Origin of the sequence: Bacillus cereus group sp. MYBKT111-2 (genome assembly GCF_051915205.1) — a bacterium.
GTDB classification, from domain to species: Bacteria; Bacillota; Bacilli; order Bacillales; family Bacillaceae_G; genus Bacillus_A; species Bacillus_A paranthracis.
Map to the genome: position 1 here is coordinate 469,711 of NZ_JBQAEG010000003.1, position 25,116 is coordinate 494,826.

Genomic DNA, 25,116 nt, shown 5'->3' on the forward strand with positions numbered 1-25,116 from the left:
CTTATACAGTTACACTTCTGTTTCTTGTTCTTCACTTTCCGCTTGTTCCAATCTTTGCTGCTCCGCAATTTCAGCTGAAATCATCCCATAATAAATTTCTGGATACAATCCAAATATTTGATATACACTTCCTAAAAACGGCATCGGAATCCCTCTTTTCTAAAGTTGTATTGCCACTTTTAAGGATTCCCTATTCATTCATTATACATTCGTTTTTGGCGTTTCCTCTTCATCATGAACGCTTAATAAATTTTGCCACTTTTTATAAGGCGCACTATTTGGATCTACATAACCTTTCGCGTACGAACGATCCCACAATTGTTTAATAAACATTTCTTTCTCTTTCTTTGCAACCATATCGGCACCTGTACCGTAATAGTTTTGGAAATATAACTCAATTTCATCAAGGAATAACCTTAATAATTCATCAGAAGTTTCTTCTAACGTTGGGTCATACTTTGCTTCACGGTCATACATTAAAATCATATCTAAAATATTATGGACATGCTCTTTACGAAGCCATCTAATATCTTGCGCACCTAATACAAATGGATGTGTATATAAATGTCCACCTTGTATCATCGCCTTTTCTTGTTCTTCTTCAAATCTGGATAAGATGTTTTCATAAATGAACGGATTATGAAGCAACGCTCTATGCAATTTGTAACTTTCGCTTGAAATATTTTTCCCCATCGACTGAATTAAGAAACTACGTCCAACGCCGTTATATTGATACACGAATTGACCATCAACAGCAACTAAACTAATCCAGCGATATATATACGCGTATAGAAGAGCTCGATTACATTTATCATAATCTAACTTCGTTTGCGTTGCATTTAAGTCTGGCATGAATGCTGGTAAGTGCCAATACTTATCTAAATGCGGCGTTAAACTAGATTTTTTACTATTCAACTTGTTTACACGGCGATAGTACGACTGAAAATAATCACCTTTATCATTCATAAATCCATTTGCAATATGTCCAGACGAAAGCTTAGGAAAGTCTTGCAATGATAAACCGTAATGTGCACGATAACAAATGACCTCAAATGGTGAAAAAGCTTCATTTACTGTATCTTTTTCTTTAAACATTTCTTGCATTAATTCTTCTTGCAGTTCTTTCTTTAAAGATGGATGTATGCCCCAATATTGTAATTCCCTATGATGAGAAACTTTCGGCACGAATGGACTTGCTAAATGGAACAAGTCTTCAATTTTTTCACGAACATATTCATCACGATCACGATTCTTATAATCCGCTTCTTTTCGTAATGCTTCAACGATGTTCAGCTCTAATTTATCGCGATAGCGTATTTGTAATTCATCGTAACAATAACTTAGTATGTGCTCACGATAAAAGTCTTCTACCTTTTTCGATTGAATTTCTTCTGTTTTCGCATCCCGGCAATATTCCCCGTATAAGCTCATATAAATTTCTGCTGATATATCTTTCGGTAATACACCTAAATTTAAATGTTGTTGCATATCTTGCCATATCTTTTCTTGTAACTTCTCTTCCGCTAATACGTATACATTCGTTGGGTTTGTTTTCCCTTCAAATTCTTTGCTTCGTTTTTGAATTTCGAACAATAAATTTTCACGTGTTTCATGTAAATTATCAAAAAACCTTTCCCAATATTGAATCATTTTATTAACCGCTTGATATAACGATTGATACACGAGTTCTAATAGCATTTCTTTACGGTATTCGTTTAATTTGTGTACGTACTGCGTTACAATATCTTCAAATTCCTTTTTAAATAAACGCTGCTGGTTATTAATCATTTTTCCGAACCAACCTTGTTGTTGCGCAATTTCTACTCGGCGTACAGCTGTTACCGTTCCATCAATGTTACTCACATTAAATTTCTTATCGTAATTTTGAATTAAATTACGCTTTTGTTCATTATTTTCATGTAGTCGATTCATTTTTTCCACTAACTGCTTTCGAATTTCATACAACATAAAACGAGCTGCTACTGGATGAACTGGATCTGTTTTCTTTAAAAACCATGTATTTAATTGATATGACTGGCCTTCAGAACCACTTGGTGAAAAACGGTCTGATTCAATCATGTCATATAAAAGTGTCGTTACATGTTCATGTACACGGCTCGGAATCGCATACGCATATAAACGAACCGCATGGTCTACCCTTGCTACTTCACCTTTCATTTGTTCCGTCATTTTTAGCTTCGCAGCTGAAATTTTACACTCATGCTGCAGACGATTTAATTCCTCGTCTTTTTGTACCGTACGCTGTACATAACTCTCTACAGCTTCTAAAAACAGTTTAGATTTCGCAACACCAACCTTGCCGCCTTCTGCTCCTTCACGCGTTTCATTGTACATTTGTCTATAGAAAATATGAGCCTGCTCTGGACGAGTAGCAAGATGTTCTAAATCTTCTAAATAACTTTTCCCGCGCTCTGGCTTTTCACGCTGCATACCACGTTTTACATCTTGGTCATATCTATGCTTCTTCTCTTGAAACAATTGATCTAAATGAAGCCACGATTCATCTAAACCTTGCACGGCCCATTTTAAAGCACAATATTTTAACACATGCTCATATGGATAAATAATCTTTGCCGTTCCGGCCCCGCAATATCGCCCTTTCCCGCTTGATTCTGCTAATTGCTGAATTTGATTATCTTCCTGTGCAAAATGATTTGCAGACATCGGACTAAATAATTGTAAATAAATCGTATTTGCCATTTGCTCCATATAATCTGATAAATTATGCAGATGGTGTCCATGTAAATTTTCGTAATCGTATAAAAAACAATAATTGTACGGTAAATGGTGTTGTTTAATCGTGTGATTTGTTCTCCCATCCTCATCTACTTGATCCGGTCGATACTCTAATTCAATCGTAACCCCGCCGCGTTTGGATAGTTCTCCTGTAGAACCGAGCGTAATGGCATGTAATTCTTTTAACGAGGCATAGCCGTTTGCTTGCACCGTTTCAAACTCTTTCGCACTAACTGTTCTCGTCTTCACTAACACATCCGGCATTAGAAACGCACCACGTATTAAAATGTTGTGATGTTGCAGTTTTTTTCGAAGCATTTCACGTAAATATAATGCAATTTGTAGAAACATTCCTGAACCTGTTCCGCCCGCTAGTGATGTTACGATAATGACACGTACTCCATATTCCGTTTGATCGCTTGTAACTGGAAAAATCTTCTCGATTTCTTGCCAAAAGGACGTTAATTTATCTTCTTTCATCGCAGCACGTAACGCTAAACGGGAAATGACGCGTAACTGTCCTGCTCCTTCTGTTAATGGTTTATCAAGTATAGTCGGGTCCATCGGAAACCACTCTGGAATCGTCGGATCTCCTGCAATATACTCCCTAGGTGTTTTGCTCGAACTCGTTTGCGTCTTAAACTTTCGAATATGATCAAATTTACTTAATGTATTCACATCTGTATCAAATACGTGCATTGCTACTTTTTTCCGGCGCTCCTCAGGTAGTCTTTCATATATTTGATGTGTCACAGTACTACCGATTCCACCTAAACCAATTAATATTGTTGGAACTTGTAACGTCATGTGAACCACCTTCCTATTCTTGCTTGTTTGAAAAAAGGAGGGAAAAATAATACTCTCCTCTTTTCCCCATCTACTATTCACACTCGTATTTGTAAATCTCCTTACCATATCCTCTATCAATTACTAAAAGTTCATTTGGATATAGTGTCTTATGTTCCATTCCAACCTCATCCTCTGTTATAAACATCCCATCAATAATCATTCCTACTACTTGTGACTCTTTCGCTACAAATATCGATTTCGATCCTTTCTTTGCTATAAACGTAACGGATTGCACAGTCTTTCTTTCTGCTCTATACGGAATACCAAAATAATGTTTCCACCATTTATTTTTGAGTAACTCTGGCTCAGATTGATATAACCAATCTTTCGCTACCTCTTGATCCCATTCGTAATACAATAATGCTTTCCGGTGAAATCTTGGACGGACAATCCATCCTAAAACGATTATTCCTACTATTAACAGTAATAAAGTGATAGGAATAACAAACTTAAAAATAAGCGCATACTTTTCATAAAACGGCGCATTTTGAATATGGAGTGTTATATCTTTCTTTACTTTTGGTAATTTTGAATCCTGCACTACGATGGTAGCTTCTACGGTGCCGGTATCTGTAAAATTGAACGTGTCGGAGTAATGCGGTCGAGGATAAATGTAAATTTGATTACCATGCTGTTTTATTTCATAGTTGATTGATTGTTTAGATGTGACACCAGTAGATTTTAATAGTTTTTTTACAGCCTCTTCTGTCATCGGCTTATCATCTAACTGTGGTTGTATAATAAATGGTTTACTATTCTCTAAATTTGTTACTTTTTCTTCATAATCTTTCGTGACAGTTTGAAGTGATAATTTAGGCTTTTTCGTTGTTTCGATTTTAAATTCTTTCATCTGTCTGTAAAACCCCTTTATGTTCATATGAACTTTCCCACGTACTAATCCTTTAGTAAGCTTCGTTTCGTAATAAAATACATGTCTTTTATCGTCCCACTTCATCGCATATTGCTTCCCGTCTATTTCTACTTCTGCCTGAAAGTAAGAAGACTGAACTGGCAACTCAGTAGGTTTTGCTTCAATAACAGCTGTCACATCTTCATACATTTCCTCAACATTTTTTCTATCCTTATCCTCTTTGTCATAAGTAGAAACAGTATAATTAAGTGCCGGTTCGACTAGTACTTGTAATCCTTCTTTCTCAATATCTCGGTCCACTTCTATCGTATACGTTCCTGGTTTAATAACTTCTTCATTTTCCGTACTGATATGAACTATATTTCCGAACAATTTCGCTTCACCTGGTGCATGTATGGAAAAAGAAGATTGTAATTGTAATGGTTTAGAAATTTGTGTGACCTGATAATCGGGCAGAGAAGGCGATTGTCGCACAAGCGTCATACGCTTTAACGGAAATGGTGTTGTAATCTCTACTTTCTTCCCTACTACTTTCGTTTTTACAATCGATTCCACAGAGGAGAATGGATCACGATTTGCAACTAATGCCGCCACTTGATTGACGCTTTTTACAATCCCATCCTCTCCACTAGATGGCATCGTAACTCCATTTATCTCTTTCTTCCATATTTCTTTAAACGTATTTAGTTGTGCCTTTTCTTGCTGTCCTAAATCCTCTTCCATCGTAATTAAAATTGGATGTAACGATATCTTTTTTGCATCCATTTCTTTCTTAAACTGTGCTAGCTTCTGCAAAATTTGTTCTTTTCCGCCAATCTTATCTTTCTCTAAATCATTAAATGCCCCGTCAGTTAAGACAATAAGCCAAAATTCACGTTTCCCATCTATATCTGCTTCCTTTTTTATAGATTGCATCGCCGTTTCTACTGCGCTAAACGGAGTATTTAAATACGTTTTCCACGCTCCAATCCCCTCAATTTCCGTTTGTCTCTTATCCTTCGTTAACGAAATGTTTAATGGATCATTCGGCTTGCTCATTGGAACGTAAGAAAATGTATCTTTTTCATCTAATAGCGCAACTAAACTTTGCAAAGCATAATTGGCATATTTCCAGCGATCGTTATTTCTCATGCTGCCCGAATCATCATATACAAGTGAAACGACCCTTTCCTTTGCCTCCTCTCCTTTTGCAAAAGTCCAAAAAGGATGTAACCATATAAATAGAAACAACATGAATGTGGCACAAATTCGAATTTTCATGATGAGGCTTCGCCACCTTTGTAGACAAATTCCTATGTTTAAATTTATGAGAGGATACAAGATATATGACTTGTATTTTAGGACAACGAACGCAGCATAACTTTATTATGTAAACAGTTATAAAAACTGAATATGATTCCTTCTAGCGTTTTCTATCCGATCATATAAGTAAAAAAGCCTGTTTAAGCTCTACACTTAAAACAGACTTTTCCTACTTTTTATTTTAAAAACACATAACAAAAAGTTTGATTTTTGACTTAACACATCACTTCTATTGTAAATCCACCAGGTGCTTCAACGTAAAACGTATACGCATGTGCACGTTTAGGAGCTTCAACCAAAAATCCATCTTCCTTCAATCTTTGATTTATCTTATTTACTTGTTCTTCACTTTCTTGTGGAAATCCTACATGAAATGTTTTTGGATACTGAACTTCTTTTCCTTTCATTAAAGTTAGTATAAATTCATCATTATCACGCATAACTGCAAAGCCATTTCCCCTTGTTCCGCTACAAGTTAAGCCAAAATACTTTTCTAAAAACTCTCTCGCAGCTACTACATCTGCAACTGTTAAATTAAGATGTTTAATTTTCAAACCATCACCATCTTTCTTAATTTTCTAACATTTTACCATATAAAGTGAAACTTTAATAAGTGGGGGGTCACCTCCCGCTTATTATTAGTTGAACCAATCGGGCTTTTACGGACAATTGATCCCCTGCCTCCCTTCTTTGCTTCCGCTGAATTTTGAGATGGGGATTTTACTGTCCGTTAATGCGGGACAAATAAAAAACACGCCTTCACAGCGTGTTTCATTTCTTCACATACACTTCAACAATCGGATTATCTTTATGATCCGCATGTAAGCGTATATTCTCTTCACTTGTACGATAAATGCTAGCTAATAACATAATCGTTAACACATTAGGAGTTTTTGCATCGCTCCCGTATTTTCTTTCCAGCGCTTCCTTGTATTCAAAATCCAAATCCCCCTGCACATATGTATACACTTCAAAACCATCTTCTAAATTGCAAACTACTGTATCAATAATGTCTGCCCCTACTTGCTTCTTCATTTCCTCTCGCAATGCTTCAATAAACTCTTCCCACGGTACTTCGTATGTCTGAAACTGATCTGTAGATTTCATGACTTTTCCTCCTTATATATCCTCTTCCTATATTTCCCCTTTCCTATAACAATTATGATAGTTAGGACATTCGTACAAGCCGCACTTGTCCCCATTACATATCGTATTACTGTAATGGGGAAGGAGGAATGAATATGCATAGACAAAAATGTTATGATACATGCCGACGTTACTTCGGAAAAGTGGTTCGGATTGAAGACCGTGATGGCCGTATACATTTAGGTAAAATAATCGATGTGACACAAAGCTCTGTATGGATTGAACCGGTGCAACAGCGCTCATCTTTTGATTCAGGATTCGGATACTATGACGCTTATGCAAATGGTGGTTGCGACCTTTGCGGCGGCCTTAGCAGATGTGATAGTTGCGGATTTGGTTGTGGTGGTGGATTCAGCGGCTGTGGATGTGGCGGTCGTGGTTGCAGTAATTGTGGTGGCGGCGGCTGGGGTGGCGGCGGTTGTGGCTGGGGTGTTGAACTCGGATTTGGTTTCATCTTCGGAATTACATTAGCTGCATTATTTTTCATTTAACATAAGTAAAGAGTTGACTATCTTTAGCCAACTCTTTTTCTTTATTTTTCACATATAAAAATACGATGACCTAAAATATGTTGATACATAAGTCGTACATTTTCATGTTGCACCCATGCCTCATATAACTCATTCGGAATAAATTGTGATACATTCCATTCTGGCTCTTCTATATAGCTAGAGATTGTTTCTGCAATTGTGCCACCGCCAGCAATTGTAACCCGCCTAAAGTTTGCTTTCTGAAATAATTGTATCCACTCACTCTCAGTTAATAGTTCTTTCATCCCGTATAATTGAGCGATTTTTTCTTCCTCTCCCTTATCAATGTGCCTATCAATAATCATTTCAATGACAACAAGCTTACCGTCTTTCTGTAATACACGATAGCACTCCGAGATAACCCTTGCTTTCTCTGTAAAAGCAAGTATCGATTCTCCGAGTACGAATTCAAATGAGTCATGCAAACAAGGTAATTGCTCTGCCTTTCCTTCAATTAATTGAATATCTATTCCTTCAAACGACCATCTATCTTTCGCCTTTTGAATCATAATCTCATTCTGTTCAACCGCTGTTACTCTATAACCATATTCTTTTGTCATATACGCTGCTGTTTTCCCCGTACCGCAGCCGAGTTCAAGGACATTTGCTCCATATCTAAAAGGCAATTGTGCTAACAGTTGTTTTGTTAACGTAAAACCACCAGGATGAGCACTCCCTATTCCATAATAAGCTAGGAAATCGATGTATGTGTTTCGTTTCATAAAATTCTCCTTTAAATTTTCTATAATACATATATTCACCCATCCATAATTAGTGCACATAAAAAAGCATTCCCAAGTGCGATACCGCAACTTGAAAATGCTCTTCTCTTTTTTATTTCTCTTCAATATACGCCCATTTAAAGCTATATTCCGGACTAATATTATGTTTCACAATTCCCTTTACATTCGGTTTCATAACATATGATTTAGCACTTTGATATAAAGGTACAAGTGCTACATCTTCCTCAAGTAACAATTTCTCTGCCTTCCCTAATTCTGCCCAACGTTTTTTTGCGTCAGCCATCCATTCCGTCTTACTTTTATTAATAATGTCATCATATTTTGAATTTGAGTAACTCATCTGGTTTTGCGAATTTTTTGTCTCAAACATATCAAGATATGTCATCGGATCCGCATAATCCGGATTCCAACCACCATATGAAAAATCATAATCTTGGTCTGATTCTAATTTTAGTTTTTGCTTAAATGGTTGTAGTTTAATATTTACCGTCACGCCTTTTAGATTTTTTTCAACTTGGTCTTTTACATACTCCCCAACTTTTTTCGCATTACCAGTATCATAATTTAAAAGTTCAATTGTCACTTGATCTTTTCCAAGTTCTTTTTTCGCTTCTTCCCAAGCTGCCGCTGCCTTTTTGGAGTCTTGTTTTAAACCATTCTTGAACGTTTCTGCGAAATCTTTACCGTCTGGTCCACTCGCCAAACCTTTTGCTACTAAATAATCCACTGGTTTTGAACCATCATTTAAAATGACATTCGTTAAAGCTTTTTTGTCAATTGATAATGCAATTGCTTCACGTAATTTTTTGCTCTTTAACGGTGTATCTTGCCCACCACGTTTTTGATTTAAGCGTAAGTAAAACGTACTTGTTTCCGAATATGCTCCAAATTCCTCTTTATTATTTCTATACTTATCAACGAATTCTCCTGATAATAGTGCGAAATCAATTGCACCTGTATCATATAAATTCACCCTAGTAGCTGGTTCTTTTACTACACTATAGTTGATTTCTTCTAGTTTGACAGTCTTTTTGTCCCAATACTGCTCATTTTTCTTTAATTTCCAGCCTTGCTCATGTTTCCAGTCTGTAAGCACGAATGGTCCATTATAAAGTGTTGTGTCAGACTCTAAACCGAATTTATTTCCTTTTTCTTTTACGAACTTTTCATTTAATGGATAGTATGACGCAAATGCCATTAAGTTCAAGAAATATGGTACAGGTCTTTCTAGTTCTACTTCCAGCGTATAATCATCTACCGCTTTTACACCTAATGTCGAAACTTCTCCTTTTCCTTGATTAATCGCTTCTGCATTTTTAAGATAGTAAGCAATAAATGCATACTCAGCAGCTGTTTTTGGATCTACTAGACGTTGCCATGCAAATACGAAATCTTTCGCTGTTACTGGATCACCGTTTGACCATTTTGCATCTTTACGTAGTTTAAATGTATATTTTTTGCCATCCTCGCTTTTTGTGCTAGATTCTGCTACAGCTGGGATTGGCTTATTATCTTTATCCAGGCGATATAAACCTTCCATTGTATTTCCTAAAATTTGTGATCCAAGTGTATCTGTATTTTTTGAAGTATCCATCGTCGGAATTTCATTCGTTTCTGTACGATTTAACACTTGCTTTGCCGCATATTTAATATCAGACTTCTTCTCTTCCCCACCATTATTAGACGTTGTAGTCGATTTCTTCTCCCCACCAGAAGATCCAGAACACGCTGTTAAAGCCATACTCATTGCCAAAACTGGTGCTACAACTGCCGTGAATTTTTTCATCTTTTTCTTCATTCTTGTACCCTCCCCAATTATATGTACGAAACTAACTTTGAGAGATTTTCTACGAACATAATCATTAATACTTTTTCACCAATTAACACGCTATTAATTACCCTCATTTTTAAAGTTTTTATTATCTTATTTTTATAGTAACTATGTATTTTACTATTATTACTATACGAATTCTCCCCCATCTACTATATGTCAGTACCACATTTCTTATTCTTCTCTATTTAATTGAATATAAAAAGAGCGTGTTAAAAATAACTTATCTACTTTTAAACACGCTCTTTTTATTATTTACCTTCCGTTACATAAGCCCACTTAAAGCTATATTCTGGACTAATGTTGTGTTTCACAATTCCTTTTACATTCGGTTTCATTACATACGCTCTTCCTGTTTGATATAAAGGAACTAATCCTGCATCTTCTTCAAGGAATAATTTCTCTGCTTTTCCTAACGTTTCCCAACGCTTCTTCGGATCAGACAGTAATTCATTACCTGCTTTCGCTACCATTTCATCATATTTTGGATTCGAATAACTCATTTGGTTATATGGGCTCTTCGATTCAAACATATCAATAAATGTCATTGGATCCGAATAATCTGGGCTCCAACCTGCAAACGAAACTTCATAATCTTGTGCTGACTCTAATTTTAGTTTTTGTTTGAACGGTTGAATTTTCGTGTTAACCGTTACACCTTTTAAATTTTTCTCAATTTGATCTTTAAAGTAGTCAGCAATTTTTTTCGCAGTTCCATCATCATAGCTTAGTAATTCGATTGTCACTTGATCTTTACCAAGTTCTTTTTTCGCTGCTTCCCAAGCTGCTGCACCTTTTTTCGGATCATATTTTAGACCATTTTTAAACGTATCTTGGTAGTCTTTACCGTCTGGTCCTGTCGCAAGCCCTTTTGGTACTAATTGATCTGTTGCTTTTGAACCGTTATTTAAAATAACGTTTGCTAATCCTTTTTTATCAATTGATAATGCGATCGCTTCACGAAGTTTTTTGCTCTTTAACGGTGTATCTTGTCCGTTACGCTTTTGATTTAAACGTAAGAAGAATGTACTTGCTTCCGAATACTCGCCGTACTCTTCTTTGTTCGATTTATATTTATCAACGAATTCTCCTGATAATAACGTGAAATCAATTGATCCTGTATCATATAAGTTTACTTTCGTCGCAACTTCTTTTACTACACTATAGTTAATTTCTTCTAATTTTACAGTCTTATTATCCCAGTACTTATCATTTTTCTTTAGTTGCCATCCTTGTTCATGTTTCCATGAAGCCATAACGAACGGTCCGTTATACAACGTTGTATCTGCTTCTAAACCGAATTTATCTCCTTTTTCTTTTACGAACTTTTCATTTAATGGATAGTAAGATGGGAATGCCATTAAATTCAAGAAATATGGTACTGGTTTCTCTAATTCTACTTCTAGCGTATAATCATCTACCGCTTTTGCTCCTAAATCTGTTAGTGGCTTTTCACCTTTATTAATTGCCTCTGCGTTTTTAATATAGAAGGCAATAAACGCATATTCTGCAGCTGTATTTTTATCAAGTAAGCGCTGCCATGCGTATACGAAATCTTTCGCTGTTACTGGATCACCATTTGACCATTTTGCATCTTTACGTAATTTAAATGTATATTTTTTGCCATCCTCGCTTTTCGTACTAGATTCTGCTGCAGCTGGGATTGGCTTATTATCTTTATCTAATCGATATAAACCTTCCATCGTGTTCCCTAAAATTTGAGAACCTAATGTATCAGTAGATTTTGAAACATCCATCGTCGGAATCTCTTGATTCTCTGTACGATTTAACACTTGTTTTGCTGCGTATTTAATTTCAGACTTTTTCTCTTCTCCACCACCACTAGACGTCGTAGTTGATTTCTTCTCCCCACCAGATCCAGAACAAGCTGTCAACGCCATACTCATCGCTAAAACTGGCGCTACAACCGCCGTGAACTTTTTCATCTTTTTCTTCATTTTTGTACCCTCCCCAATTATATGTACGAAACTATTTTTGAGAGATTTTCTAATAACTAGTTATCAGAAAATTCTTATTAATTAATATTCTACTAATTTTTCCGGTTTTGTAAAGTTATTTTTAAAATATTCCAAAAATTATTTTTTTGTGATAGTAACGAGTATTCTTTACAATTATCACGATACAAGTTCTTTCCTACATCTATCTATTTATTCGCATGTCTTCTCATAATAAAAGAGCATTCCAAAAGTAAATAGTCTACTTTTAGAATGCTCTATCATTTTATCTTTCTATAGTGGATAATGAGATTCTCACTACAAAATAAGCTAAGAAACCTATATACATCCACTTAAATATAGCCTCACTGCTTAAAAATTATTTTCCATCTTTTTCAGTCATGTACGCCCACTTGAAGCTATACTCTGGGCTAATGTTATGGTGAACGATGCCTTTTGCATTTGGTTTTTGAACGTATGCATCACCACGTTGGTATAAAGGTACAAGTGCTACATCTTGCTCAAGAAGTAATTTCTCAGCTTTTCCTAGCTCTTCCCAACGTTTCTTCGCATCACCCATTAATTCTCCGCCAGCTTTTTTGATCATATCATCATACTTAGGATCAGCGAAGCTCATTTGGTTATGAGAATGATTAGACTGGAACATATCTAAGAATGTCATTGGGTCAGCGTAGTCAGGTCCCCAACCAGCATATGATAAATCATAATCTTGCTCTGTTTCTAATTTCAGCTTTTGTTTGAATGGCTGAAGTTTAATATTAACAGTTACACCTTTTAAGTTTTTCTCAATTTGATCTTTTACATATTCCCCAACTTTTTTCGCATTACCAGTGTCATAGTTTAATAGCTCAATTGTAACTTGGTCTTTTCCAAGTTCTTTTTTCGCTTCATCCCATGCAGCTGCTGCTTTTTTTGCATCTGGTTTAATACCGTTTTTAAATGTTTCTTGGAAATCTTTACCGTCTGGTCCAGTTGCTAATCCTTTCGGTACTAAGAAGTCCGCAGGTTTAGATCCATCATTCAAAATAACGTTTGATAGATTTTTCTTATCGATTGAAAGTGCGATGGCTTCACGTAATTTTTGGCTCTTTAACGGTGTATCTTGTCCGCCACGTTTTTGGTTCATACGTAAGAAGTAAGTACTTACTTGTGAGTATGTACCAAACTCTTCTTTATTATTTCTATACTTATCAACGAATTCACCTGATAATAACGCAAAATCAATTGCATTTGTATCATATAAGTTTACTCTTGTAGCTACTTCTTTTACTACACTATAGTTAATTTCATCTAGTTTTACAGTCTTTTTATCCCAATATTGATCGTTTTTCTTTAGTTTCCAGCCTTGCTCATGCTTCCAATCAGTAAGTACGAACGGTCCGTTATATACTGTTGTGTCAGACTCTAAACCGAATTTATCTCCTTTTTCTTTTACGAATTTCTCATTTAACGGATAGTACGATGGGAATGCTACTAAGTTTAAGAAATATGGTACTGCTTGTTCTAATTCAACTTCTAAAGTAAGGTCGTCTACTGCCTTTACTCCTAATTCTGCTACAGGTTTTTCACCTTTATTAACCGCTTCTGCATTTTTAATTGGGAATGCGATAAATGCATACTCGGCAGCTGTTTTTGGATCTAATAGACGTTGCCAAGCATATACGAAATCTTTTGCTGTTACAGGATCACCATTTGACCATTTTGCATCTTTACGTAGTTTAAATGTATATTTTTTACCATCCTCACTCTTCGTGCTTGATTCTGCCGCAGCTGGGATTGGTTTGTTATCTTTATCTAATCGATATAAACCTTCCATTGTGTTCCCTAAAATTTGAGAACCTAATGTATCTGTATTTTTAGAAGTATCCATCGTTGGAATCTCATTTGTTTCAGTACGATTTAGTACTTGTTTCGCTGCTAATTTTTCTTCTGATTTGCTATCTCCGCCAGAGCTAGAATTTGTGCTTGTCTTCTTATCTCCACCTGATGTAGAACATGCTGTTAATGCCATACTCATTGCTAAAACTGGTGCTACAACTGCTGTTAGTTTTTTCATTTTTTTCTTTTTCACTTTCTGTACCCTCCCTAATTCTTAACGCTCTCATTTAAGAATTTTCTGATAATTCTGTTTTTCTTTATATATTTATCAGAAGATTCTTATTAACTATTATTCTACTAATTTTTTGAGTTTTGTAAAGTGTTATTATTGAAAATTTTTAAAAAATTATTTTATTACAGTAATATTCATAAAAATTCCATAATCTTTCGAAACACTATATCTTATTGAATCTTATGTATTGATTTAATAGTCTTTATATCCTTCCACTATAAAAAACCTGTAAATTATTGTTAATAAATAATGTATATCGTAACAAACCTCTTTTCTACAAAAATAAAAAAGTCAGCAAAGCTGACTTTTTATCCGGCCATTTTCTCTTTTTTCATTTCCTCTATTACTCTCGTATACTTCTCTTCATCAAATTCATTTTCACTTTTTGCAACAACTACAGTCGCAATACCGTTACCAATTAAATTAACGATAGCACGTGCTTCTGACATGAAACGATCTACACCAAGTAATAGCGCTAACCCTTCTAATGGAATAACATTCATCGCAGATAAAGTAGACGCTAGTACAATAAAGCCTCCACCTGTTACTGCCGCTGCTCCTTTAGATGTAACTAATAAAATAGCTATTATAGTTAATTGTTGACCTAGTGAAAGATCGACGTGAAAGACTTGTGCTAAAAATATAGTAGCCATCGATAAATAAATTGTTGTTCCATCTAAATTAAAAGAGTACCCCGTCGGAATGACTAAACCTACTACCGGCTTCGAACATCCGAAGTCTTCCATCTTTGTCATCATTCGCGGCAATACTGATTCTGATGATGATGTCCCAAGAACAATAAGTAATTCTTCTTTAATATGCGCTAAATATTTCCACAAACTAAATTTGTAAAATTTACAAATGAAATTTAAAACAATAAAAACAAATAATGCCATTGTTACATATACACAAATCATTAATTTACCAAGTGGAATAAGTGTACTTAAACCATATTTGCCAATTGTAAACGCCATCCCGCCGAATGCTCCAACCGGTGCTAATTTCATTACAATTGATAAAATGTTAAAAAATACTTTCGATAATCTTTCAAAAAAGTCGATTACCGGTTGTCCATTCTTCCCTAACATCGTTAACCCTGCACCGAATAAAATGGAGAAGAACAAAACTTGTAAAATATCACCTTTTGCAAATGCTTCAAACATGTTAGACGGCACAATATGTAAAAAGAAATCCATCCATTTCATTTCTTGCCCGCTTTGTACATATTGTGAAACATCTCCGCCCTTTAGTTTTGAAGGGTCTAATCCGTCTCCTGGACGCACAACATTCGCTACAATGATACCAATTATTAAAGCCGCTGTTGTAACAATTTCAAAATATAATAGTGCCTTCCCGCCAACACGGCCTACCTTTTTCATACTTCCCATACTTGCAATACCAAGCACAATTGTTAAAAAGATAATCGGTGCAATAACCATTTTAATCATATTGATGAACGTTTCACCAATTGGCTTCATCTCTTGTCCAACACTCGGCCAAATTGCTCCTACTGCAATACCACAAATAATGGCCACAATAACTTGAAATGTTAAATTCTTTACAATTCTCATTTTTAACACTCCCTTATTTTTCCATTTCTCCCAAACTATTTTCATCAATAACATTTATTCTATGTGATGGCCCTCTGTTATGTAACTTAAACCTTAAATTTATGTTACACTATTATATTAATTTTGAAAACAGTATATAACATTTGTATATAAACGACATACTATTTAACGTAATAAAAAAGCAGACATTACATCTGCTTTAATTCTCCTCAATCTGCTTTTCACTTAATCCTAGATGTGTTCTAAGAGTATTGCTCAAACCCTGTAGATCTTTTTTATTAGGATTATAATAATATACACGTTGGCCGTTTGGGCCATTAGGTAAGTATAAATCATCACCAGCTAATTGTATTTTTTCAACTGAACTGTTTAAACCGTATTTATAAAAAGATAAAATATCATCCATTACTAAATTTGTTTTAAAATCACCGTCAACCGCCTCAACTATTTTTTCTAGCTTCGTAATCGATCCTACACTTTTTAATTTACTTAAAATCGCTTCCATAACAAGTTGTTGGCGCTGTCCTCTCATTGCATCACTATCAATATGACGCGTTCTTGCTAAGGCAAGTGCCTCTTCCCCTGTTAATTTTTGTAGTCCTTTTTTCAAATGGATCGCGTCAGGTTCATCTTTACTATTTTGCTCCGTAAATTCAACTGGGACATCTACTTCAATCCCATCTAATCCATCAACAATTTTAGTAAATGAATTAAAATTAAACTTTACAAAATAATCAACAGGCACTTGTAATAACTTTTCTACCGCTTCCACTGAAGCTTGCGGCCCTCCATCTTTACCATTTTTAACGAAACCACTTCCATATGCATGCGTTATTTTATCTTTTTTCTTATCAACCGGAACATATGTGTATGTATCACGTGGTATGCTCGTTAATTTCACAGTCTTATCATCTTTATTAAAAGTAGCTAACAGTAGTGCATCTGTATGAAATGCACCATTATACTCCTTTTGTCGCTCTTGATTTTCATCAATTCCCATAATTAAAAGTGAAACATTATTCGTAATCGGTTTTACCGTTTCCTCACGTAAATTTGATTTTTCACCACGTGCTAAATTAACATTTGATTTTTGTACGAGATTAGAAGTTTTCATATATACGTAAGTACCATATCCAAATCCGCCAAATAGTAATATCGCTAACAATACACTTATTATCGTTGTCTTTTTATATTTTCGTTTATTTTTCTTTTCTCTTGAAGAAGAGTGATTCTCCATATAGTTTCCTCCGTTTTCTATTCATCTAATATATTTTTCACTTTCTCATAATTATCGCTTTCCTTTTGAAATGTATTCTCTTTCAATCCTTTGTTTATTTGTATCCATTCAGTTGTAATCGAATATTGAATCATACCTTCGTGGAAACTAAGGAATTTCAGCATAACCCCTGTATTTTTCTCTACAACCATTTCAAATTTCCCTCTTAAATCTTCAGATGTACTTACAGGCATTTCTATATGTATTGTCCCTTCTATTTTGTAGCAATCCAGTCCAAGATACTTCGTTTCTTTATAATTCCAATCTTTATATCGAATTAATAGATCAGTAAATTCGGATTGAATACTATACTTAGCGAATCCCACATATTCATCATCATATCTTTTTTTCTCACCTGATTTTCTCAATACCCTTTCCGTAGGATTTAATTTTAATAATTCATTGTTTCTTTCTTTTTGGTTCCATTTTGTCTCTTTGTATGTATACTTCTCGTCATCAAACTCTTTTTTCTTGCCCTCGTTATATATAATGGTTCGTTTTTTCGCTAGTTTATCTTCTTTCGAAGAGATACCTCTTTGTTTCTCCGTATCAATCGCATACCTGTATGTTGTAGCAATTCTTGACGAACTAGAATATTCCTCAAATTGTCCTGAAATATTTTTAAAATGATCAATGGAATCTAGCATCTTTTCATGAATCTTTTCCTTATCTGGATAATTTACATTTGATTTTATTTCCTCTTCATTTTCATAATCAGAAAATGCCTTTTTCTTTACATATTCAAATACTCCTCCGTTTTGAGCAAAAATTTGATCAGAAAACTCCGACATAGACACAATTGAAAGTGCTAGAACAGCAGCACTTATAGCCATCATATAAACTCTGTAACCTTTCTTTTTTACGGGAAGATTATGTAGTGTACGATTAATCGTTTCATTTAACTCTGGCGGCACTATAACATTCTCTTCTTTTATTCTCTTTTTTAATTTCTCATCAAATAATTTTTCACCATCCATCCTTTGCACCCCCTATTCCATCTTTAATCGTTTCTGTAGTTGTTCCCTCGCACGTGACAATCTCGATTTCACTGTTCCTTTTGGTATTTCTAAAAGCTTCGCTATACTCTCTTGATTCATATCTTCATAATAATAAAGCACCGTAACAGCTCTTAACTCTTCATGTAACGATTGAATCGCATTACACAAATCTATATCTTCATACTGATCGCACGCACTCATATTGTAATCATTCTCTTCTGTCACAATTACCTTTTTATACGTTCTAATAATGTTGTTACATTCATTCATTAAAATTCGAATTAACCAAGTTTGAAAAAACTCTTCCTTCTTTAATTTTTTTATATTTTCATAGGCTTTTAAAATTGTTGTTTGTATCGCATCCTCTATATTTGTCTCATCACGTAACATAGCCTTTGCAATACGATACATCTTCACTTTTTCTGTATGTATAAGAGTCATAAAAGCTTCATGATCATCTTTTTTCGCTAAGGAAACATCTGTTTCTTCTTTTACCAACATTTTATATAAAGGGATTACTTTCACAATTGCTCCTCCTGTTTCATCCTCGCTTCAAATTTAACTTTACATGTATTAGACGTATGAGCCTAGAAAAAGGTTCATTTTTTTGAATATTTTCATAAAAAAAGGTAAACATTTTTCATGTTTACCTTTACTTAGATGTAATTCTAAGGAAATACCCATCTGGATCCACAATTTTAAATCCTCTCATCTCCCATGGATAAATTTGAATTTCTTCTTGTATTGTGCACCGATTCTCTTTACAACGTTCATATACTTCTTCAATCCGATTGACAACAATAATTAGTTCAAAGCCATTCCCCTTCATCTCTTTTCGATTGTAAAAATAGTGATTTTCATTCAATCTTGAATCACTAACTAGTAATAAAGAAAACTGGTCGAAATTAAAACGTGCTGCATGCATATTTCGTTTATACAACTTTAAACCAATTACTTCTTCATAGAACAATAATGACTTTTCTATATCATTTACATATAGCTGCACCCGGAATAAATGATCCACTAGTTTCCTCCTCATCAAAAAAAGTCCACTCATATAGTGGACTTTCTACTCTACAACGGTAAATCCCTCTTCTTAAACAATACAATCGCTACTATAAAAATACAAAGCGCTCCCGCAGCTAAACCTATACTTACCGGCCATATATTATACGTTCCTTCCGCAATTTCTTTTGGACGAAACAGTTTAAATAACGATAGACTTTTCATCCACTCTAACTTATCACTTAATTTACCTACCATATTTAGTACAAAAAATAAAATAGTTAAACTTGCTGAGTAGCTAAGTGCTTTTCTTTCATCATTACATATACAAGAAAAGAAAAATGAATATGCACTAACGACTAAAAATATGAGCCCTCCTACTATATTTATCTTTAGGAATAATTCTTTATTTAAGTTATTATCACTTAAAAACCATTCTGCACCTACTATGCCCGCTACATACGTAACAACTACAATAATTAGTAGTCCTAATATGAGAACAGAGGCTTGCGTGATTGCAATTTTCATTCGAGATACAGGTGTCGCTAATAAATATGCCATCGCCCCTTTATCTACATGCCGGGCAATTAAATGTGTTGCAACTGTAACGCAAAAAATTGTTAATATGATAATAAACAATAGACTATAGTACTCACCAGCTAAAAAATCCATTACGTTTTGAATCGGACTTTCCATGCCAACAATTTTTTTCACACTATCAGGCATAGCGCTTATTAATTCATTTAAACCTTTCGCTGATACCATTGAAGGGAATATCCAAATTAACAACCATAAATATAGGGCTGCACCAGTTGCGTAACTCAAAATACTTTTTTGCGTCTCTTTCAAACTAGCTAAAAACAATTGCTTATTCATGCTTTACCCCTTCTTTCTTATCGTAATAATGCATAAATAAATGTTCTAAATCCATTGCTCTCGTTTGAAGTGCCGTTACATTATAGTTTGAAAGTATTTGTAAAACAGTTTGATAGTTTCCTTGTACGATAATCGATGCCTCTCTACCTTTTACCGCTTCAAATTGCAAATTACATTGCGTAAGAGATTTAATCTCTTCCTCTGATGATACGGTTACATCTATCACTTGTCGTCTCATACTTTGTAAATCATGAATATTTTCAACCGTTACAAGGCGCCTATCTTTAATAATCGCTACTCGGTCACATGTACGCTCAATTTCAGTGAAAATATGTGAAGACATAAGAATCGTTTTTCCCCTTTGCTTTTCCTCTACTATTAAATCTATAAACACTTGCTGCATAAGTGGATCGAGCCCTGAAGTCGGTTCATCTAAAATTAACACTTCTGGATCATGCATAAAAGCAGCAACAATCCCTACTTTTTGTTTCATTCCTTTAGACATTTTTCGAATCGGTGTTTTCACATCGAATTGTAGACGTTCTATTAATTCATCTCGTCTTTTCGTATCCTTTAGCCCACGCATTCCTTGCATTAACTTCAGAAATTCTAATCCGTTCATTCCTTCAATAAAAGAAATTTCACCCGGCAAATAACCAACTTCCCTTTGAATTTTCGCTGCTTCATTCCAACAATCCAATCCAAAAATGGAAGATTTTCCAGATGTCGATTTTATAAATCCCATTAAATTACGAATCGTCGTTGATTTACCTGCACCATTCGGTCCTAAGTAACCGAACACTTCTCCTTCTTTTACATCAAATGTAATATGAAACAAACCTTTTCCGTTCGAAAATTGTTTTGTAACATTTTGAACTGAAATCATAAATCCACCTCATTTTTTGAAATATTTAATATGTGATATTTCAAAATTATTGTACTCCTCATCTTTCATATTCGCAACAACTTTTTGAAATATTTATATGTCTATATTTCAAAATTATTGTTTTTCATTATTTTTTCTTGTATATTTTAATTGAGGTGATTGCATTGAACGGCTTTGAAAAAGTGAAAGAAAAGAAAAAACGTGCTATTAAAGAGGCAGCCTTCTTATTATTTTCAGAACGCGGATTTAATGAAGTGAAAATAGAACATATTGCAAAAGAAGCAAACGTTTCTCAAGTTACCATTTATAATCATTTCGGAAGTAAAGATGCGTTATTTCGAGAGCTTATACAAGAATTTATTATATCTGAATTTCAATATTATAAAGATCTTGCAGCGGAAAAATTACCTTTTCATGATATGATGCAAAAAATGATTGTAAGAAAAATGAATACTGGCGGATTATTTCAGCCTGACATGTTACTACAAATGATGCAAAGAGATGAAGCGCTCCGAGATTTTATTTATAGTTATCAAAACGAAAAAATCCTGCCTTGGTATTTAGAAATATTAGAACAAGCACAGCAAAAAAATGAAATTAACCCTCACCTTACTAAAGAAATGATGTTACTTTACATTCAAATGTTTACAAAATTAGGTGATGATTTTGGGGCACAGCTTCTTGAAGGAGATCGCGAAAAACATATTCAAGATATTGTCACTATGTTTTTCTATGGTCTTTCTGTTCCACAAAAATAAAAAGACACGAAATTCGTGTCTTTTTTATTTTACAGTGATAACTCTACCTGTTTCACTACTTTCAACCGCTAATTGAATCAGCTTAATAACTTCTAAACCTTCTTGTGCTGTTACAGGTAATTTCTCACCACTTATAATACTATCTCTTACACCTTTATAGTACATGTCATAACAGCCGACTTCTGTTGGAATACGTACTGACTCTTCTTCTGTTTCTAGAGTAGCAAAATTCTCTTCAATGTCTACTCCATAACCGTTATCGCCTGGCTTCATTCCATTTTTTAATTGTTCTTCCTGTGAATCCATACCGTATTTCACGATAGAGCCTTTATCTCCATGCAGTGTAAAGTGTGGACCTGCCTTTTTCACATAACTGCTACTACGTAAAATGACACGTTTAACTCCGTAATGAAGTACTATGTGGAAATAATCATCAATTTCTGCACCTGGTCGTTGTTTGATTACATCTGCACTGATTGCATTTGGTTTCCCAAATAATGATAATGCTTGGTCAATTAAATGCGAGCCTAAGTCATATAATATACCTGATCCTGGTAAGTTCTTTTCTCTCCATCGATCACGTACATGTGGACGGAAACGATCAAAATGCGCTTCATACGCGTATAGGTTCCCTATTCTATTTTCTTCTAATAATTTCTTAATTGTTAAGAAATCATTATCAAAACGACGATTATGATATACACTTAATACGACATTATGCTGCTCTGCTAATGAAATAAGCTCTTCTCCTTCTTCAATTGAAACAACAAATGGTTTCTCTACAACAACATGCTTACCGTTTAATATTGCTTCTTTTACATATGGAAAATGAGTTGTATTTGGTGAAGTAATAACAACTAAGTCAATATCAGCTCGCTTCACCAATTCATCAATTGTACTCACGACGTTAGCATTCGGTAATGTTTCTTTTACTACCTCTTCTTTTGAAGATAATACGGCACGAATATCGTATTCTTCTATCGTTTGTAATAATGGGATGTGAAATGTTGTACTAGAAAATCCAAACCCTACAATCCCTACACCTATTTTTTTCATGTTGCCCCTCCATTTATCCCGCTATTTGTGGGTAGTAAGTCCACTTCATGAGAACGATTTCATTCAGTTATTATAACAAGATTATTATTATTTACATAATAAGTTGCCTAGAAAAAAGCATCTTGCCATTATTCATGACAAGATGCTTTTTTTATTCCGGTCGTTTTTTCGTCCACGTTTCAATAACTTCACCAGTATCATTAACATCTAGTACTAAACTACCGTTACTATACCTGTCCTTATTTCGATACGCTTTCGGATCAATTTCTTCTACGATGTGTTTCTCTGTCTTCATGTAAACTAGTTCATCGTCTCTAACGATTTCAATACCGACAATGCGGTATGGATTACGTTTTAACTCTTTGAAAATAACAAGACCTCGCTTTGCCCTCGTTGATTTCTCAATTTCTGATGCTTTTAGGCGTTTTACAGCACCGCGCTGCGTTACGAGAATAAGTTGATCTTTATCAGCATTTAATGGTTTACCAGAAGCGACATAGTCATCTTCTTTTAAATTAATTGCTTTCACACCAGCGGCTCTTACACCGACTGGACTTACTTCATCTTCATGGAAAATAAGTGCATATGCACCATGTGTAGCAAGAACGATATCACTCGTTCCATCTGTCGCAAATATATCAACAACTTCATCATCTTTTTTCAAGTTTACAGCAACGAATGCTCTAGAGTAACGTTGTACTTTATATTGGTTTAATTCTGTCTTCTTAATCATACCGTTCTTCGTTACAAATACGATAAATCGCTTTTCTTCCTCAAAGTTCGGTACGACAGTTGCCCAAATAATGGTTTCATCCCGGTCAAGTGAAACGATATTAGCAACGTGCTGTCCTAAATCTTTCCAACGAATATCTGGCATTTCGTATACTGGCAGATATATATAGTTTCCTTTATTCGTAAATAAGAGGACTGTCTCTGTCGTATTCGTATCGAATCGTTCAAGTAAGATGTCACCCTCTTTCATACCGAAGTCTTTGCCATTTGAGGCATTATGTGAGCGCCATCCAGTACGTTTCACATATCCTTCTTTCGTTACAGTAACGATGACATCTTCTTGTGGGATCATCACTTCTACATCGATTTTAATTTCCTCGATTTGATCTTCAATAATCGCGCGTCGATCATCACTATATGTTTTCTTAACTCTCTTTAAATCTGTTTTAATAACTTGAAGTAACCTTTTTTCACTTTGTAAAATTGCCTGTAGCTCAATAATTTTCTTATTAAGCTCATCTGCCTCTTGTTGTAGCGCTGTAATATCTGTATTCGTTAAACGATATAATTGCAAGGATACAATTGCTTCCGCTTGCGCTTCTGTAAAACCAAATTTCGCACTTAAATTATCTTTTGCATTACGCTTATCTTTTGAAGCACGAATCGTTTCAATAACTTGGTCTAAAATCGATAATGCTTTCTTTAAACCTTCTACAATATGTTGACGATTTTCTGCCTTTCGTAATTCATATTGTGAACGTCTCGTAACAACTTCTTTTTGATGGCCAATATATGCATCTAAAATTTTCGGTAATGTCATAAGCGTTGGACGACGATTATTAATCGCTACCATATTAAAGTTATATGGAATTTGTAAATCTGTATTTTTATATAAATAATTTAAAATACCTTCAGAATTTGCTTCTTTTTTTAATTCTACGACAATGCGAAGACCTGTACGATCTGTCTCATCACGTACTTCAGCAATGCCATCTAATTTTTTATCTAGGCGTAACTCATCCATTTTCTTAACAAGGTTTGCTTTATTTACTTCGTATGGAATTTCAGTAATTACGATTTGCTGTTTCCCGCCACGAACCGTTTCAACTTCTGCTTTCCCGCGAATGATAATTTTACCTTTACCTGTTTCATACGCCTTTTTAATACCATCAATCCCTTGAATAATACCACCTGTTGGGAAATCTGGTCCTTTCATAACTGTTAATAAATCATCAACAGTAGTATTCGGTTTATCAATACGCATCATTGTAGCGTCAATAACTTCTCCAAGATGATGCGGAGGAATTTCTGTTGCATAACCTGCGGAAATTCCTGTAGATCCGTTCACTAATAAGTTCGGGAACGCTGCTGGTAAAACAACCGGTTCCTCACTCGTATCATCAAAGTTTGATACGAATTCTACTGTTTCTTTATCAAGATCACGTAATAACTCAGATGCAATTGGTGATAATCGTGCTTCCGTATAACGCATTGCTGCTGCCGGATCCCCATCAACACTGCCGTTATTACCATGCATTTCAACTAAAACATTACGTACTTTCCAAGTTTGGCTTAAACGTACCATCGCCTCATATACAGAGGAATCACCATGCGGATGATAATTACCAATAACGTTACCGACTGTTTTAGCTGACTTACGGAACGCTTTATCGTGCACGTTTCCTTCTACATACATAGAATATAAAATACGTCTTTGTACTGGTTTTAAGCCGTCACGCGCATCTGGAAGTGCGCGATCTTGAATAATATATTTACTATAACGTGCAAAGCGATCACCTAACACGTCTTCAAGCGGGAGGTCATGAAACTTCTCTGCTTGCAT

The 25,116-nt window shown here is 34.8% G+C and carries 20 protein-coding genes; 2 read left to right on the forward strand and 18 right to left on the reverse strand.

The window, feature by feature from the left end:
* Positions 1-9: 9 nt before the first annotated feature.
* From ACTFNE_RS11180 to ACTFNE_RS11200, 5 genes are all read right to left on the reverse strand, one after another.
* Entirely contained in the window at positions 10-144 is a 135-nt protein-coding gene (locus ACTFNE_RS11180; RefSeq protein WP_001116173.1) for a hypothetical protein, read from the reverse strand.
* 57 nt (positions 145-201) lie between these two features.
* Positions 202-3,564: a tubulin-like doman-containing protein gene (locus ACTFNE_RS11185; RefSeq protein ID WP_000175141.1), complete on the reverse strand. Its 3,363-nt coding sequence runs from the start codon at positions 3,562-3,564 to the stop codon at positions 202-204.
* Between the two features lie 73 nt (positions 3,565-3,637).
* Positions 3,638-5,737 carry a vWA domain-containing protein gene (locus ACTFNE_RS11190; protein ID WP_439998006.1) on the reverse strand — a complete coding sequence of 700 codons (2,100 nt, stop codon included), beginning with the start codon at positions 5,735-5,737 and terminating at the stop codon, positions 3,638-3,640.
* 257 nt (positions 5,738-5,994) lie between these two features.
* Positions 5,995-6,333, reverse strand: a complete 339-nt coding sequence (locus tag ACTFNE_RS11195) for a VOC family protein (protein ID WP_270704997.1) — start codon at positions 6,331-6,333, stop codon at positions 5,995-5,997.
* A gap of 217 nt (positions 6,334-6,550) precedes the next feature.
* Positions 6,551-6,886: a hypothetical protein gene (locus ACTFNE_RS11200; protein ID WP_002194753.1), complete on the reverse strand. Its 336-nt coding sequence runs from the start codon at positions 6,884-6,886 to the stop codon at positions 6,551-6,553.
* Positions 6,887-7,020: 134 nt separating this feature from the next.
* Between ACTFNE_RS11200 and ACTFNE_RS11205 the strand changes: the two genes are divergently transcribed.
* On the forward strand, positions 7,021-7,416 hold the full coding sequence (locus ACTFNE_RS11205) for a hypothetical protein (RefSeq protein WP_000554990.1): 396 nt from the start codon (positions 7,021-7,023) through the stop codon (positions 7,414-7,416).
* Between the two features lie 41 nt (positions 7,417-7,457).
* Here the strand turns inward: ACTFNE_RS11205 and ACTFNE_RS11210 are convergent, their stop codons facing one another.
* From ACTFNE_RS11210 to ACTFNE_RS11260, 11 genes are all read right to left on the reverse strand, one after another.
* The gene (locus ACTFNE_RS11210; protein WP_270704995.1) at positions 7,458-8,177 is read right to left on the reverse strand and encodes a class I SAM-dependent methyltransferase; all 720 of its coding nucleotides are present in this window, start codon (positions 8,175-8,177) and stop codon (positions 7,458-7,460) included.
* Positions 8,178-8,289: 112 nt separating this feature from the next.
* Complete coding sequence (locus ACTFNE_RS11215) at positions 8,290-9,996, reverse strand: peptide ABC transporter substrate-binding protein (RefSeq protein ID WP_046198267.1); 1,707 nt, start codon at positions 9,994-9,996, stop codon at positions 8,290-8,292.
* Positions 9,997-10,280: 284 nt separating this feature from the next.
* Positions 10,281-11,987: a peptide ABC transporter substrate-binding protein gene (locus tag ACTFNE_RS11220; RefSeq protein ID WP_000728445.1), complete on the reverse strand. Its 1,707-nt coding sequence runs from the start codon at positions 11,985-11,987 to the stop codon at positions 10,281-10,283.
* Positions 11,988-12,363: 376 nt separating this feature from the next.
* Positions 12,364-14,076: a peptide ABC transporter substrate-binding protein gene (locus ACTFNE_RS11225; RefSeq protein WP_000727520.1), complete on the reverse strand. Its 1,713-nt coding sequence runs from the start codon at positions 14,074-14,076 to the stop codon at positions 12,364-12,366.
* Between the two features lie 347 nt (positions 14,077-14,423).
* Complete coding sequence (locus ACTFNE_RS11230; protein ID WP_270704994.1) at positions 14,424-15,686, reverse strand: dicarboxylate/amino acid:cation symporter; 1,263 nt, start codon at positions 15,684-15,686, stop codon at positions 14,424-14,426.
* Positions 15,687-15,885: 199 nt separating this feature from the next.
* On the reverse strand, positions 15,886-16,923 hold the full coding sequence (locus tag ACTFNE_RS11235) for an LCP family protein (protein WP_270704993.1): 1,038 nt from the start codon (positions 16,921-16,923) through the stop codon (positions 15,886-15,888).
* Positions 16,924-16,940: 17 nt separating this feature from the next.
* The gene (locus tag ACTFNE_RS11240) at positions 16,941-17,939 is read right to left on the reverse strand and encodes an anti-sigma factor (protein ID WP_270704992.1); all 999 of its coding nucleotides are present in this window, start codon (positions 17,937-17,939) and stop codon (positions 16,941-16,943) included.
* Positions 17,940-17,951: 12 nt separating this feature from the next.
* On the reverse strand, positions 17,952-18,485 hold the full coding sequence (locus tag ACTFNE_RS11245) for an RNA polymerase sigma factor (protein ID WP_046199645.1): 534 nt from the start codon (positions 18,483-18,485) through the stop codon (positions 17,952-17,954).
* Between the two features lie 127 nt (positions 18,486-18,612).
* The gene (locus ACTFNE_RS11250) at positions 18,613-18,984 is read right to left on the reverse strand and encodes a VOC family protein (protein ID WP_231587831.1); all 372 of its coding nucleotides are present in this window, start codon (positions 18,982-18,984) and stop codon (positions 18,613-18,615) included.
* Between the two features lie 50 nt (positions 18,985-19,034).
* Positions 19,035-19,841 (reverse strand): ABC transporter permease subunit, encoded by an 807-nt coding sequence (locus ACTFNE_RS11255; RefSeq protein ID WP_270704991.1) that lies wholly within the window; start codon positions 19,839-19,841, stop codon positions 19,035-19,037.
* Entirely contained in the window at positions 19,834-20,727 is an 894-nt protein-coding gene (locus ACTFNE_RS11260) for an ABC transporter ATP-binding protein (protein WP_270704990.1), read from the reverse strand. Before ACTFNE_RS11260 ends, ACTFNE_RS11255 begins: the two co-directional genes overlap by 8 nt.
* 155 nt (positions 20,728-20,882) lie before the next feature.
* Here ACTFNE_RS11260 and ACTFNE_RS11265 point away from each other — a divergent pair, with 155 nt between their 5' ends.
* A complete protein-coding gene (locus tag ACTFNE_RS11265; protein ID WP_175543877.1) occupies positions 20,883-21,485 on the forward strand; it encodes a TetR/AcrR family transcriptional regulator in 603 nt (200 codons plus the stop codon).
* Positions 21,486-21,509: 24 nt separating this feature from the next.
* Here the strand turns inward: ACTFNE_RS11265 and ACTFNE_RS11270 are convergent, their stop codons facing one another.
* Together ACTFNE_RS11270 and parC are read right to left on the reverse strand one after the other, a co-directional pair.
* Positions 21,510-22,541 carry an oxidoreductase gene (locus ACTFNE_RS11270; protein ID WP_270704989.1) on the reverse strand — a complete coding sequence of 344 codons (1,032 nt, stop codon included), beginning with the start codon at positions 22,539-22,541 and terminating at the stop codon, positions 21,510-21,512.
* Between the two features lie 151 nt (positions 22,542-22,692).
* Positions 22,693-25,116: a DNA topoisomerase IV subunit A gene (gene parC, locus ACTFNE_RS11275; protein ID WP_270704988.1), complete on the reverse strand. Its 2,424-nt coding sequence runs from the start codon at positions 25,114-25,116 to the stop codon at positions 22,693-22,695.

Bases quoted from the DNA above. Each gene is read 5' to 3' on its own strand.
- ACTFNE_RS11180 (WP_001116173.1), bottom strand. From the start codon at position 144: ATGCCGTTTTTAGGAAGTGTATATCAAATATTTGGATTGTATCCAGAA.
- ACTFNE_RS11185 (WP_000175141.1), bottom strand. From the start codon at position 3,564: ATGACGTTACAAGTTCCAACAATATTAATTGGTTTAGGTGGAATCGGT.
- ACTFNE_RS11190 (WP_439998006.1), bottom strand. From the start codon at position 5,737: ATGAAAATTCGAATTTGTGCCACATTCATGTTGTTTCTATTTATATGG.
- ACTFNE_RS11200 (WP_002194753.1), bottom strand. From the start codon at position 6,886: ATGAAATCTACAGATCAGTTTCAGACATACGAAGTACCGTGGGAAGAG.
- ACTFNE_RS11205 (WP_000554990.1), top strand. From the start codon at position 7,021: ATGCATAGACAAAAATGTTATGATACATGCCGACGTTACTTCGGAAAA.
- ACTFNE_RS11210 (WP_270704995.1), bottom strand. From the start codon at position 8,177: ATGAAACGAAACACATACATCGATTTCCTAGCTTATTATGGAATAGGG.
- ACTFNE_RS11215 (WP_046198267.1), bottom strand. From the start codon at position 9,996: ATGAAGAAAAAGATGAAAAAATTCACGGCAGTTGTAGCACCAGTTTTG.
- ACTFNE_RS11220 (WP_000728445.1), bottom strand. From the start codon at position 11,987: ATGAAGAAAAAGATGAAAAAGTTCACGGCGGTTGTAGCGCCAGTTTTA.
- ACTFNE_RS11230 (WP_270704994.1), bottom strand. From the start codon at position 15,686: ATGAGAATTGTAAAGAATTTAACATTTCAAGTTATTGTGGCCATTATT.
- ACTFNE_RS11235 (WP_270704993.1), bottom strand. From the start codon at position 16,923: ATGGAGAATCACTCTTCTTCAAGAGAAAAGAAAAATAAACGAAAATAT.
- ACTFNE_RS11240 (WP_270704992.1), bottom strand. From the start codon at position 17,939: ATGGATGGTGAAAAATTATTTGATGAGAAATTAAAAAAGAGAATAAAA.
- ACTFNE_RS11255 (WP_270704991.1), bottom strand. From the start codon at position 19,841: ATGAATAAGCAATTGTTTTTAGCTAGTTTGAAAGAGACGCAAAAAAGT.
- ACTFNE_RS11260 (WP_270704990.1), bottom strand. From the start codon at position 20,727: ATGATTTCAGTTCAAAATGTTACAAAACAATTTTCGAACGGAAAAGGT.
- ACTFNE_RS11270 (WP_270704989.1), bottom strand. From the start codon at position 22,541: ATGAAAAAAATAGGTGTAGGGATTGTAGGGTTTGGATTTTCTAGTACA.
- parC (WP_270704988.1), bottom strand. From the start codon at position 25,116: ATGCAAGCAGAGAAGTTTCATGACCTCCCGCTTGAAGACGTGTTAGGT.